At 27.4% G+C, this 14870-nt stretch carries 11 protein-coding genes and 1 other annotated feature; all 11 genes read right to left on the minus strand.

What is annotated here, in order from left to right; genetic code table 11:
• Positions 1-25 precede the first annotated feature (25 nt).
• The gene (locus I2E83_RS02305) at positions 26-1153 is read right to left on the minus strand and encodes a M15 family metallopeptidase (RefSeq protein WP_195428403.1); all 1128 of its coding nucleotides are present in this window, start codon (positions 1151-1153) and stop codon (positions 26-28) included.
• Positions 1154-1229: 76 nt separating this feature from the next.
• Positions 1230-2282, minus strand: a complete 1053-nt coding sequence (locus I2E83_RS02310; RefSeq protein WP_195428405.1) for a hypothetical protein — start codon at positions 2280-2282, stop codon at positions 1230-1232.
• A gap of 2 nt (positions 2283-2284) precedes the next feature.
• A complete protein-coding gene (locus I2E83_RS02315; RefSeq protein WP_195264027.1) occupies positions 2285-2734 on the minus strand; it encodes a DUF523 domain-containing protein in 450 nt (149 codons plus the stop codon).
• Between the two features lie 91 nt (positions 2735-2825).
• On the minus strand, positions 2826-5183 hold the full coding sequence (locus I2E83_RS02320) for an endonuclease MutS2 (protein WP_195428407.1): 2358 nt from the start codon (positions 5181-5183) through the stop codon (positions 2826-2828).
• A gap of 20 nt (positions 5184-5203) precedes the next feature.
• Complete coding sequence (locus tag I2E83_RS02325; RefSeq protein ID WP_195264025.1) at positions 5204-5563, minus strand: hypothetical protein; 360 nt, start codon at positions 5561-5563, stop codon at positions 5204-5206.
• A gap of 10 nt (positions 5564-5573) precedes the next feature.
• A complete protein-coding gene (locus I2E83_RS02330) occupies positions 5574-7925 on the minus strand; it encodes a U32 family peptidase (protein WP_195428409.1) in 2352 nt (783 codons plus the stop codon).
• Positions 7926-8089: 164 nt separating this feature from the next.
• Positions 8090-8947, minus strand: coding sequence for a cell division protein ZapA (gene zapA / locus I2E83_RS02335; RefSeq protein WP_195264023.1), 858 nt, complete (start codon positions 8945-8947; stop codon positions 8090-8092).
• Positions 8948-9150: 203 nt separating this feature from the next.
• A complete protein-coding gene (locus I2E83_RS02340) occupies positions 9151-9960 on the minus strand; it encodes a DUF368 domain-containing protein (RefSeq protein ID WP_195428411.1) in 810 nt (269 codons plus the stop codon).
• Positions 9961-10313: 353 nt separating this feature from the next.
• Positions 10314-12692, minus strand: a complete 2379-nt coding sequence (gene pheT / locus I2E83_RS02345) for a phenylalanine--tRNA ligase subunit beta (RefSeq protein WP_195428412.1) — start codon at positions 12690-12692, stop codon at positions 10314-10316.
• A 19-nt stretch (positions 12693-12711) separates the two neighbouring features.
• Positions 12712-13731 carry a phenylalanine--tRNA ligase subunit alpha gene (gene pheS / locus I2E83_RS02350; protein ID WP_195264020.1) on the minus strand — a complete coding sequence of 340 codons (1020 nt, stop codon included), beginning with the start codon at positions 13729-13731 and terminating at the stop codon, positions 12712-12714.
• Between the two features lie 48 nt (positions 13732-13779).
• Positions 13780-14007 (minus strand) — a binding site (T-box leader).
• 67 nt (positions 14008-14074) lie between these two features.
• Positions 14075-14857 carry an RNA methyltransferase gene (locus tag I2E83_RS02355; protein ID WP_195428414.1) on the minus strand — a complete coding sequence of 261 codons (783 nt, stop codon included), beginning with the start codon at positions 14855-14857 and terminating at the stop codon, positions 14075-14077.
• Between the last annotated feature and the right edge of the window lie 13 nt (positions 14858-14870).

Consider the following 14870-nt stretch of genomic DNA (forward strand, 5'->3'; position numbering starts at 1 on the left):
TGATAAAATCAAATTACCTTTTTTATTACAATCCTAAATATTCTTCTAAAGTCAAATCATTATCTTTAAAATTTTTACTATGATCAACTCCAATATATCTAAAGTGCCATGACTCATACATATATCCCGTTTTCCATTCCTTACCTTCAGGATATCTTAAAATAAATCCATATTTATAACTATTATCTTTTAACCATTTTGCTTCATCTGTATATTTAAAGTCCTCTTCGGCCCAAAGCGATCTATCAACACCACCAATATCGAAAGCTAGTCCTGTTTGGTGCTCGCTAAATCCAGGTTTAGCAGAAAATGTGTCTGTAGGATCCTGACCATAATTAGATACATAGTTCCAATATAATCTATCTTGACTCCAATAACTTCTATAAGTTGAAAATGCATTTAAATAAATACCTTCGTTAGCCGCATCTGCTTTCATATTCTCAAATGCTTGCCTTGCTTCTGCACTTTCTCCTGGTGCAAAACTATCTGGTAGTCCAAATTCTTTGTTAACAATTAAAACTCCATTTATATATTTGGCCTCTCTTAAACTTGCATCTTCACTTGATTTTTCTTCATATGTTTCCTTTATTCGTCTTTCATTAGCAATCTTTTTAGTTTCGTTTATATAATTAATTAATAAATTTAATGTTTCTTTAGCTTGTTTATATTTTTTTTCACTAAATAATTGATTATATTCATCAATAATTTCATTAACCTTATTCATTTCTTCTTCTGAAAAACCCTTTAGGTTGTCCCCATTTATATCATTAAACATATTTTCAAGTTCTATTTGATTAGAAGCACTTAATTCATTTATTTTTGATTTTAGATTTGAAATTAAACTTTCTAACTCTTCAGTTATTCCTTTAGACATATTCTTTTCAATATTTTCTATGAATGTATTAACTTCATTTAAGTTTTCATCTGTAGTATATATATTGTTAAAACTATCTTTAATAGCTTTAAAGTCATTTAAAGCTCCCATTTGAAGAGTAAACTTTTCATTCGCTTCTGTTTCTGAATTCAATAAACTAAAGTGTTTAAATTTAATAGGTGTATATAAAAAAATTCCAATTATAACTCCAAAAATAGTTAATGAAGTAATTCTTCGTTTTAACATTTTCCTTTTTCTACTTGTTTTATTATTTTTCAAAATTTATCCTCCATTACTTTTCAGCATTCATAAGCATACATAAAATAAAAATATAATTTATATTTTTATAAGATAATTACTCATTTAACAAACTCTTAATTTTTTCTCTCAAATTTTTATCTAAGGAATATTCACTTAAATAATATAGTTTGCTATTTATATCAGCATCATTATTATCTAATGTAAAATAAGTTATTGCTGCATCAATCCTTAAAGAATCATCAATCTTATCAATTGAAATAGTTCTTGGATCATCTTCTTCTATCATCATAATTTCTTCTAAATTTATTGTATTATTTCCCATAGCTATTGCTTTTAGAAATTTTAAATGTCCTTTAGTAAATCTTTCTGCAGCATTTATTAAATGTTTTAATGTTCTATAAGCATTTCTTATTTCTCCATTTTTTACGAAGCTCTTATAAAAATGTTGTATTAATCCAATTACTTGATTATTTTCCTTGATCTGAGACATAAATCCTAAAATAATAATTTTATTTTCATCATTAAAAGCAATTAAATTATTCATAATTGAATTAATTATCTCATCTGTTTTTACATTTTCACTAGCTAACTTGCATAATAAATTTGTAGCCTTTAAATTTAAATTTGAATTCCTTTGAGAAACTCTTTCTAAAATAGGAACTGCTTCTTCCTTGTAGCTATAAATTATCATTAATACTGAATTTTCAACAACTATAGACCACTCTCCTATTTCATCGTACTTATCTATAAACCTACTTGGCTTATGTATTTTTCCATTTAAGTAATTTGGTAATTCACTTAAATATTCTCTACCTATATTATTTGCTGCTTCTCTTGCTGCTACCCTAACTTGATTAAAATCATCATATAGTTCAATTACCTTCAAAATTTCACTGCTAATTAAACTATCTATTTCTTCTTTTGATAGTTTAACCTGTTCTTTTAAATTTATTTCTTCAAAATTTTGAATAGAATTTTTTTCTTCTTTCAAATCTATTTCTTCTTTATAATTAATTTCTATTTCACAATTATTATCCTTTGAATCATCTATATATTCTTCATATTCTTCATATTCTTTATATTCTTCATCATAATCATCTTCAAATTCTTTTCTTTTTGCTCTTTTAAAAATGTCTAGTATCCCCATAATTATTCTCCTTCCAAATCAATATCACTTATAACATCTATTCCATTTTTTTTTAAAATAGTAGCTGTCAAACCTTTTCCCTTTATTTTCGTTCCATTAAAATTCCCATCATAAACATAATTAACTCCGCATGATGGACTTCCTTCCTTTAAAATGGCCTTATTTATATTACTTAATTTTGCTATATGTAAAGTTTCATATGCTCCCTTTAAAAACTCTTTGGTAACATCTAAACCTTCTTTAGTTATAATTTTATGATTACCATTTAAAATTCCTTCTGAATCTCCTTGAATTTCTGCAGGAGTTCTAGGTGTAGGAAGTCCTCCGAGTTGTTCAGGACATATCAATATGGCTTTACCTTCTTTAAAAAGATCCAAGCACTTACTATTTACGTTATTACCGCCATTATACTTACAATTAATCCCACATAAACAACTGCTTATAAGATACATATATACACCTCTTTTCCTATATAATTATAGCATAAAAAAAGACTCTAAAACACGAGTCTTTTCTTATCTTAATAGTATTTTAATTATTATTTTATTTAAGAATTGCTATTGTTACTCCATCTCCACCTTCACCATATTCGCCTAATCTATAGCTTTTTACATGAGGATGTCTTTTTAACATGTCATTTATAGCTTTTCTTAAAACTCCTGTTCCTTTTCCATGAACTATTGTTACCTCTCCTAAATTAGCCATATATGCTTCATCTAAATATTTATCTGCTTTGTAACAAGCTTCTTCTGCATCCATCCCTCTTAAATCGACTCTATTTTCTACTGATTTTAAGTTTAACTTAAGCTCTCTTTTCTTCTTTTCTTTTTTAGTTGGTGCATTATTAACTTTTCTTAAATCTTTCAACTTAACATTTATCTTCATTATACCTGCTTCTACTTGAACTTCTCCCCTTGAATCAGGCATTGAAATAATTATTACATTTTGATTTAAAGAAGGTAAATATGCATCCATTCCTAAAATTACTTTTTCAATAACTTCTCCTGTATTTTCTCTTGTTTTATATAATGATTCTTCTTTCTTTTCTAAACTATCTTTAAGTTTTTTTCTTTCTTCTTCTAATCTAGCTCTACCACCTTGAGAAATTCCGAGTTTCTCAAGTTCTCTCATTGCCTTTAAGATTTCATCTGCTTCATCTTTTGCTTTTGCTATAATATCCTTTGCTTCTCTTCTTGCTTCATTATAAGCTTTATCTCTAACTTCCTCTAATTTTTTAAACTTTTCATCGTACTTCTTTTTAAGTTCTTCCGCTTCTGTTTTTATTCTTTTAGCTTCTCTTGCATCTCTATTAGCTAAAATACTTTTTTCTTGAAGATCCCTTATTAAATCTTCAAATTGAAGGTTTTCTGATGAAATATTACTTTTAGCTTTATTTATTACATCATCTTGAAGTCCTAATCTCTTTGAAATTTCAAATGCATTTGATTTTCCAGGAACACCTATTAAAAGCCTATATGTAGGTCTTAATGTTTCAACGTCAAATTCAACAGATGCATTTTCAATTCCAGGAGTTCTTAAAGCGTATCCTTTTAATTCGCTATAGTGTGTTGTTGCTATTAATCTAGATCCTTGATCTCTCAATGTATCTATTATAGCTATTGCTAGTGCTGCTCCTTCAACAGGATCAGTTCCTGATCCTAATTCATCAAATAAAACTAATGAGCTATCATCTGCTTCTTTCATTATTTTTACTATATTTGTCATATGAGATGAAAAAGTAGATAATGATTGTTCTATACTTTGCTCATCTCCTATATCTGCAAATATCTTTGTGAAAAAGCTTATACTTGAAGCATCTTTTGCTGGAATTAAAAGTCCACTAAGGCCCATTAAATGCAGTAATCCAACAGTCTTTAATGTCACAGTTTTACCTCCAGTATTAGGTCCAGTAATCATTAAAGTATTAAATTCTTTACCTAAATAAATATCAGAAGGCACAACTATCTTAGGGTCAATTAATGGATGTCTTCCTTGAATTATGTCAAAGCTTCTATCTTCATTAACTTCTGGGCAAATGGCATTTAAACTAGACGCATATTTCCCTTTTGCAAATATAAAATCTAATTCTGTAAGAATTTTATAATTAGATTCTACAGTTTCAATGTTTTCATAAACCTTATTAGATAAATCCATTAATATTCTTTCTATTTCTGCTTTTTCTTTTAATTTAAGTTCCTTTATTTCATTATTTAAATTTACAAGGCTCATAGGCTCAATAAATAATGTTGCTCCAGTTGAACTTTGATCATGTACAAGACCTGGAACTGCTCCCTTATATTCAGCTTTTACAGGTAAAACATACCTATCTCCTCTCATTGTATATAAAGCATCTTGAAGGTACTTTGCATTTGCTCTTACAATTGAATTTATTTTATCTCTTACAGAAGAATTCTTTTCTTTTAAACTTCTTCTTATTCCATTTAATGTACTACTTGCTTTATCACTTATTTCCTCTTCAGAAATTATAGACATTTCTATAATATCTTCAAGATTTTTTATAGGGGTTAATATATATGCCAAATCTTCTAAAATTATATGAGGAACTTCATCTTCTCTTCTAGCTATATATTCCTTAAATCTTCTTGAACATTTAAGCATACCACCAATTCTTAATAGCTGTCCTGCTGATAATACCCCTCCCTTTTTAGCTCTTTCTACTCCTTCTCTAACATCAAATAATCCTTCAAATGGAGGATTTCCTTTTGTTATTAATAAATCTAGTGCTTCATTACTTTCTTTAAGCTTATTTTTAACTTCAAATACAGTATCATAAGGTATAAGATTATCTATAATATTTTTCCCTCCATGTGTTACTGCATATTCTTTTAATTTTTCTTTTATTTTATTAAATTCTAATACTCTAAGAGTTCTTTCTTCCATAATATCTCCTCTTCATTACCCTAGCCTTTAATTTTATTTAATAAATTAACTATTCCTCTATTAAAATTATTATAGTTATATGTAGCTAAGAATGCTGAAATTAGCACATATAAATTACTTATAACTGCAAATGTATTAATTGCAATCTTATTATCATTTTCTCTAATCAATATAGCTAATAAAAATAATGTTACTCCTATAGCAATCATTATAATTTGATTTTTCCAAAGATCTTTTAATAGTTTACTAAATTCTCTTCTATATTCAAGAGTTGTATTTACTATTTCAATATTCTTTTTAAATTTTCTACTTCCTAATATAACCAGCAAATTTAATAAAACTACTCCTAAAAGTAAATATTTAAGTACTGTAATACTCATATCTTCGCCTCTATTCTATCCCTCTTCTATAATGACCTTTTGTATAATTATTAGTATTGACTTTTTCTTCTCCTCTTATCATTCTAAGTACCTTTTTTACTTCATTCGAACTTTCATCCCTAAATTCAACTCTAAAAGAATTTACTCCAAGATTTTTTAAATCCTCTTTTTCTTCAATAAGATTCAATGGATGAGGATTTAAAATATAGCTTCTACAAAAAATATCAGTCATTACTCTAAACTTTTCATTCATTCTATCTATTAGTGTAAATTCATCCCTTGTACATGCCAGATTACAGTCGCTGCAAGATGACTTTTCACCAAAAGTACTTCCAATAGGACAATATTCACTTATCATAAGCTCAGTTTTACCATATATTATTCCTTGTACATTCCCCTTATTTTCCTTTAACATATGTTTAATTTCTTTTCTATTTAGCTCTAAACTTAATGTAGGAATATTGATTTCATTTTGATAAAACTTTAAAGCTTCTGAATTTATTATATTCAGTTTATAATCACCTATTATCATCATTTCATTTTGATATTTACGAATTACTCCAACATTAACAGTCACTATACCTTTAATATATTCTTTTACCTTTTCTATTATATTTATTACATTATTAAATTCACTTTTAATTATATTTGGAACTTTTAAATATATGTTTAGATTTTTATTTTGAGATACTTCTATTAGATCTTTAACCTTTATAGCATCCTTATCTCTATTAAACACATCAACTATTATATCCTTAATTCCTTCTTCTATTAAGGTATCAAGTTGTTCTCTAGTAATACATTGATATACTATCTCTAAATTGATGTCATTACTTTTAATATTATTAATTTTTTCTAATTTTTGTGGTCTTTTTCTTCTAAATGATTTCGTAATAGATTTTTGAATTCCTTCTAAAGCTTCCCTTCTTAAGTTATTTAAATCACTAACTCTTATAAATCCCTCTTCAAAAGATTCAAAGTTAACTTCATCTATTTTAAAAGTACACTCCCCTGATTTACTTAAAGCTTCTATAACTCTATCTTTTTCTAAAGGTCTCTTTTCTGCCTTTTCAATAACTTCACCTAAGAATTCATAATTCTTATTATTATATTCTATTCTCATCTTTAATGGTTCTGAAACCTTAAAAGTAACCTCAGCCTTTAATGAAATCTTTCTATTATATGGTTTTATAGAATCCTCCAAAGAATCAAATAGCTTTTTATCTAATGATTTAAATATCTCATCGCCTACCTTATAAGCAGTTGGAAATATTTTAACTTTTTCTCCTCTTTTGGCTTCTTTTACTTCTTTTCCATTAGCAATAATTTTATTTATTGAAAAGCCACTTTCCCTAAATCTAAATCCATCACCTAATGCAATATCTTCTTTTAAAACTATTTCTCCATTTTTTTCTATTCTACCTAGAGGTACTCCAGTATTTCTTGGATGCTTAAAGCTCATCATATCCCTGCCAACATTTTTATGTAAATAAGCTTTAGAAAATCCTCCTCTATTAAATAGTTGAAGTAACTCTCTTTTTCCCTTACTAACATTATATTCAGTATCATATAATTCTTTTTCTACTGCATTTTTATAATTTTCTACTACTCCTGCAACATATTCTGGTCTTTTCATTCTTCCTTCTATTTTTAATGAATATGTTCCTGAATCTATAATATCTTTAATATCTTCTATTGTACATGTATCCTTAGGACTTAGAAGATACGCCTTTCTTTCTCCAGCTGTATTTCCCTTTAATGTATATTCCATTCTGCAAGGTTGTGCACATCTACCTCTATTTCCACTTCTACCACCTATCATAGAGCTCATAAGACATTGTCCAGAGTATGATATACATAATGCACCATGAACAAATATTTCTGTTTCTATTCCTAAATCTTTAGAAATATATTTAACTTCATCTACAGATAATTCTCTAGATAAAACTATCCTATGAAAACCTCTTTCTTTAAAAAATAGCGCACCTTCTCCATTATGTATTGTCATTTGTGTAGATGCATGTATTTCAAAACCTGGATAATCTTCCTTTATTCTTTTAAATAACCCTAAGTCCTGAAGTATTATTGCATCTACTCCTATTTCATATAAAAAACCTACATATCTAACAGCTTCTTCTAGTTCATTTTCCTTCAATATAGTATTTAATGTTACATAAACCTTAGCTCCATAGCTATGTACATAATCAACAGCTTTTATCATATTATCATTATCAAAGTTAGATGCATATGCTCTGGCTGAAAATTTATTTCCACCTAAATAAACTGCATCTGCACCTTTATTCATTGCTGCAACAAGACTTTCCATGCTCCCTGCCGGAGCTAAAATTTCTATCTTTTTCATAAATACTTCTCCTAAACTTTAGTTTCTTATGCTTTTATCTTTCTTAAATATATATATCATAAATTCTAACTTTTTTCTATTATAGTTTTAAACTTACTCTCTAAATATAAAAAACAGCTTAATAATAAGAATCAAGCTGTTTTAAAACATCATATACATTATAATTAAACATCTTTAAGTAAGACATTTTTTTGCTTTTTTTCACAGGCTAGCTTTACTTGTATATCAATCAATTTTTTTTCTAAATCTAAAACTTTATATTTTGAATTTTGTAGTTGGAATTTTATTTCTTTATTTCTTTGCTTTAACAAATCTTTTTCTGCTTTTGTCTTTTTAAAATCATCTTCCATTATCTTGCACTCTTCGTTAAGCTTAATAAACTTTTCTTTATAGCCAACCTCATTATTCTTTAATAATCCATTAGTTTCTTTTAAGTTATCTAACTCTTTATAGCAGTTCTCTACTTCTTCTCTTAAACTTAAATTTTCATCTTTTAAAGAATCTATTTCTAATTTTAAAGAATCTTTTTCATTTATCTCTACTTCTTTAGCACTTATTTCTTCCTCTAATTTTGATATTTTTTCTCTTAAAAGATTATTTTCTTCATTTTCATTTTCAAGAAGTGTAACTTTGGTTTTTATTTCTTCTGCCTCTAGAAGCTTTTTATTTAATTCATCTATTATTTGATTTAGTTTATCAATTTCTCTTGAGCTATTAAATTCTATCCCCTCAACCTCTTCTCTAATTTCTTTTATTCTCTCCTTCAGTGTCAAGTTTCTTTCATCTAAAGAAGTATTTTTCTTCATTAGTCCTTCTATTTCTATATCTGCTTTAAATAGTTCGTCTGCTATATTTAACGCAACAAGAGTAGCGGCTGCTGTAGAACTTAGCTTTCTATTGTTTGCCATAATATCTTTCACTTTTCCATCTACATATCTTGCTACTTCTAATAAGTATTCTTCATTTTCTCTTCCCTTTAGATTGTATTCAATCCCATTTATCTTTATAGTTACAGTATTCATAATACACCTCGTTAACATAATAATATACCTAATTTAATTTTAACATAAATATTCCAAAGAATGTATATATGTTGCAATAAAGATTTAAATTTAACTAAAAATATACAATTGATTACTATGTTTGCTTAACTGAAAGAGTTATTTTAAAAATAAAAAGATATTTTAGACTTAATAATATAAAAACCTAAAATATCCTTTGTTATTTATATTTCACTTCTTCCTATAACATAAGCAATAACAAATCCTACTATTAAGGAAATAATAGATACTATCCCCATTAACCCAAATGTAAAACCTGGATAAATTACAAATACTGAACCTACTACTAACCCAAAAATTATGCAGTAAGCAGTTTGAGGATACTTATTAAATATTTTTTCTATAAGTTTAGTCATTAATAAAAATCCACCAACAACTCCTACTCCAACAATAGCCATATTTACGATATCAAAGTTTTTTACTATTTCTATTATCGGTTCATACAAACCTATTAATAATAATATAAATGAACCACTTATTCCAGGTAATATCATTGTTGCAGCTGCAATAAATCCAGCTACAAAGAATCCTATTGCATTAGGCTTAAATATTGAGCTTAAAAATGCGGCATCAGGATTTATTTTTTCTAATAACCCTAGTCCAGCAACAATTATAAATCCTATTACTAATCCTATCCAATTTCCACCACTTACTTTTGTTTCTGTTGCCTTTTTTAATAATAATGGTGCTGTACCTAATATTAATCCAATAAAGAAAAAGTTAGTTTGTTCATTATAACTTTTAAGTAAATAATCAATTAAATTAGTAAATAATAATATTCCTACTACAGTTCCAATACCAAGAGAGGCTAAAAATAACATATTTTTCTTTATATCTTTAAAGAAGTTATTAACAGAATATATTATTTTATCGTAAATCCCCATTACAACAGCCATAGTTCCACCACTTACTCCTGGAATAACATTTGATACTCCTATAACCATTCCTTTTAATACATTAATTAAATAATTCATATTTTTCTCCTTTACATAAATATAAATATGTTTTATTTTATCACAAATTTTATACTGTAAAAAATATATTATATATAAATATTTCAACTTATAATATACAAAATTCAAGTAATAATATAATGAATAGTTAAGATATATTTTTTGTTTAAATAAAATGGTTTATTTCCTTTTATGTATGTTTCCAAATAGCAACTATATATTGGATATTAATTATTTAAATAAAATTTTAGTAATTAAATGTTTATTGTATAATTATATAAAAATAATAAAGCTGTATTTTAAGAATTTTTCTTATAATACAGCTTATTAATCTTCTTATATAAATTTATTTATTATATAAATAAATTTATACATTATCTTAAAGTAGCACCTAATTTATACTCAAGACTTCTTAATATTTTATCATGAACTTTATTAACATCATTATCTGTAAGTGTCTTCTTTTCATCTCTATATGCAATTGCATAAGCTATACTCTTTTTACCTTCTGGTATTTGAGTTCCTTTGTAAATATCAAATAATTTTACTTTTTCAACTAAGTTTCCACCAGCTTTTTTAATAGTATCTTCTATTTCTTGCACTAATACTTCATCATTTACTAATAAAGCTATATCTCTTGTAACTGCTGGGAACTTTGGAAGTGGCTTATATTTCTTAGTTGTTTCAGCACTATTAAATAATAAATCTAAATCTAATTCAGCTAAATAGCAATTAACATCAACGCCATAGTTTTCTGAAACGTCAGGGTGAACTTCACCTAATACCCCTACTTTTGATTTACCAATCATTAAAGCAGCAGTTTTACCTGGGTGATAGCTAGGATTTTCAGCTTCACGAGCAAATGTTACTTTATTTAAACCTAAAGCTTCAACAATATTTTCTACAACTCCCTTTAAATCTAAATAATCACAATTTCCATACATACCAATTGTTAATATATTTTTTTCAGTTGGAAGAACAGTTTCATCTTCATTTGGTATATATATCTTACCAACCTCAAATAATCTAGCATATTCATTATTTCTTGAATAATTTCTTCCTAAAGATTCCATCATTGAATGAATAGTAGTTGTTCTCATTACAGAATAATCTTCGCCAAGTGGATTTTTAATCTTTACAACATTTCTTAGCTCACTATTTTCTGGTAAATTGATTTTATCAAAAACTTTAGGTGATACAAAAGAATAGCTTATAGATTGATTTAATCCACTTCCTATCATAGTATTTATAACTTCTTCAGTTAATATTTCATTTTTATATTTAGGCTCTCTTTCAGTAGATACCTTAAATATTGTAGTTGGAATCTTATCATATCCATATATTCTTGCAACTTCTTCAGCTATATCTTCTTTAATTGCTATATCAATTCTAAATGTTGGTATATTTATAACTAAATCATCATTTACAACTTCTGTTTTTAAATCTAAAGAATCAAGATATTTTTTCATATCTTCTTTTGCTATTTCTGTTCCTAAAAATTTATTTATCCAGTTAGAATCTACTGTAATATTTCCTTCTTCTTTCTTTTGAGTATATACATCAATAGTTCCTTCCATTACTTCACCACATCCAAGATCGCAGATTAAAGCACAAGCTCTATCTATTGCAAGACTTGCAAGATTTGGATCTATATCTTTTTCAAATCTTGATGAACTTTCAGTTCTTAAGTTAAGTTTTTTAGAGTTAACTCTTATATTAGTTCCATCAAAGTTTGCACATTCAAAAATAACTTCAGTTGTATCTTCTTTAATTTCTGAATTTAATCCACCCATTATTCCTGCTAAAGCTATAGTTTTATCTCCATCTTTTATGCATAAGAAGCTAGAATCTAAGTTTCTTTCAGTTTCATCTAAAGTAACGAAAGTTTCTCCATCTTTAGCTCTTTCTACAACTATTTTTCCACTTTGAATTTCTCTTGCATCAAAAGCATGCATTGGTTCCCCAAGTTCTAACATTACAAAATTAGTTATATCAACTATATTGTTTATAGGTCTAACCCCAGCTTCTAATAGTCTTTCTTGCATCCAACCTGGTGAAGGCATAACCTTAACATTTTTAACTCCTCTTGCCATGTATCTTCTACATAAAGAATCTTTAACTTCAACTTTTAATTTATCATTAATATTTTCAGAATTCTTTACTTCATAGTTGAAATTTGGCATTTTATAAGATGTAGAAAGAGTTGCTGCAGTTTCTCTTGCCATCCCAACTATACTTAAGCAATCTGGTCTATTTGAAGTTATTTCAAAATCTAATATAGATTTGTTAAGGCCTAAATATTTTTTAATATCCATCCCTAGCGGTGCATCTTTAGGTAAAATCATTAAACCATGAACTGGTTCATCGCCAGCTATTCCAAGTTCTTCTTCTGAACAGAACATACCATTAGACACTACCCCTCTAAGTTTACCTTTCTTAATTTCTGTTCCATCTGCTAAAATTGATTTATGAAGTGCAACTGGTACTACGTCATCTTCCTTCATATTTGTTGCAGCTGTAACAATTTGAATCTTTTCATCTGCTCCAATATCAACTTGGCACACCTTTAATTTATCAGCATCTGGATGTGTAGTTATCTCAACGATTTTTCCAGTAACTACATTTTTAATTACATCCCCTTGAGTAATAACTTCTTCTACTGCTGAACCTGTTAATGTTAATCTATCTCCAAGCTCTTTTGCATCTATATTCACTTCAACATAATCTTTTAACCAATTAAATGGTACTTTCATCTTTTTTTACCTCCTCTAATTAAAATTGATTTAAAAATCTCATATCACTTTCGTATAATAGTCTGATGTCATCTATTCCATATTTAAGCATAACCATTCTATCAACGCCAAATCCGAAGGCAAATCCGCTATAAACTTCTGGGTCTATACCACAATTTCTTAATACTTGTGGATGAACCATTCCACAACCTAAAAGTTCTATCCATCCACTTCCTTTACAAACTCTACATCCTTTACCTTCACATACGAAGCAAGTTGCATCCATTTCTGCTGAAGGTTCTGTAAATGGGAAGTGGTGAGGTCTAAATTTAGTTTTAACCTTATCTCCAAACATCTTCTTTGCAAAAAGCTCTAGAGTTCCTTTTAAATCTGCAAATGTAACTCCCTTATCAATAACTAATCCTTCCATTTGATAGAATATAGGTGAGTGAGTTGCATCAACTGCATCTGATCTATATACTTTACCTGGCGCTATCATTTTTATTGGTGGAGCTTGATTTTCCATAACTCTAATTTGAACTGGTGAAGTTTGTGTTCTTAATACTAAATTATCATTTATATAAAAAGTATCTTGCTCACTTCTTGCTGGGTGATCCTTTGGAATATTTAAGGCTTCAAAATTATAATGATCTAATTCTACTTCTGGTCCTTCTTCTACTGTAAAACCCATTGATATAAAGATACTCTTCATACTTTCTAGAGTTAAATCTAATGGATGTCTCTTACCAATTAAGTTCTTTTTTCCTGGAAGAGATATATCTATAACTTCAGATGCTAATTTAGCATTTTTTTCTTTTTCCTTAATTCCTCTTGATATTTCTTCAATTCTATCTTCAACTTCTTTTTTTACTACATTTACAAGCTTTCCTACTATTGGTCTTTCTTCTTGAGATAATGATCCCATTCCTCTTAATATAGTAGTTAGCTCTCCTTTTTTACCCAAATATTTTACTCTTATTTCTTCTAATTCTGAGCTAGTGTTGACATTTGTTAATTCATTAAATGCATTTTCTTTAATAGCCATTAACTTTTCTTGCATATTTGTTCCTCCTTTTTGATTAAAATAAAAAAACTCCGTCCCCTATATAAAAGGGACGAAGTGCCGCGTTACCACCCTAATTGGTTATAAAATTTTGTAATTTTATAACCCAACTCAAATTTAAATAACGGATAAAACCGCTAGAAACTACTGTTAATTTCACTTCTAGGACTCCTGAGGGAACTTCAATATAAATTTCTTTAAAATAGCTTCCAGTCTTAGACTATTTCTCCCTGCAAAGTCCTTTATATCTACTTTCTCATTCACAGTCTTTTTATATTTAATTTATAATTTATTATACAAATAAACTTTATTAATTTCAATAGAAAGTTTCTATTTATTTCTATATTAAATTTTGTCTTACTTTTTCAAATAAAATTATGGATGTTGCTACTGCTACATTTAAAGATTCCGCTCCACCTGGCATTGGAATTTTAACTTTTTTATTTGCAAGTTCAAAAAGTTCATTGCTTATTCCATTCCCTTCATTACCTACAGCTAACATAATCTTTCCACTTAAATCTTCTTCAAAAAAGTTTTTAGATTCCTCAAGAGATGTTGTTACTAATGAAACTCCACTATATTTAAGTTCTTTAATAATACTAAAATCTTCATTATCATAAAAAATTGGAACATAAAATATAGATCCCATAGTAGATCTTATTGCTTTATCATTATAAATATCTACAGTTCCTTTTGTAAGTATTATTCCATCTACTCCAGCTGCATGACCAGTTCTTATTATAGTGCCCAAATTTCCAGGATCTTGAACCTTATCACATACCAAGAAAAACTTACCTTTTAAATCAATAGACATTTCTTTATTTTTAACAACAGCTACAATTCCTTGAGGATGCTCTGTAGAAGATATTTGTGAAAATAAATTATTTGAAAAAACATATATATTATTACCATTAATAGTTTCTTTTAAACTGCTACTATTAAATTTTTCCTCATCACCCTGAGATAAAACTATATATTCTACTTCCATATTAGCTTTCACAGCTTCTTCTATTAATCTAAATCCTTCTAAAATAAATTTACCTTCTTTTTGTCTAAATCTTCTTTCCTTAAGTTTTTTTGTAGACTTAAAAAAATTATTATCCTTACTTTCTATATAAATCAAAATTTACACCTCG

The sequence above is a fragment of the Clostridium sp. D46t1_190503_E9 genome (assembly GCF_015555225.1).
Taxonomy (GTDB): Bacteria; Bacillota; Clostridia; order Clostridiales; family Clostridiaceae; genus Clostridium.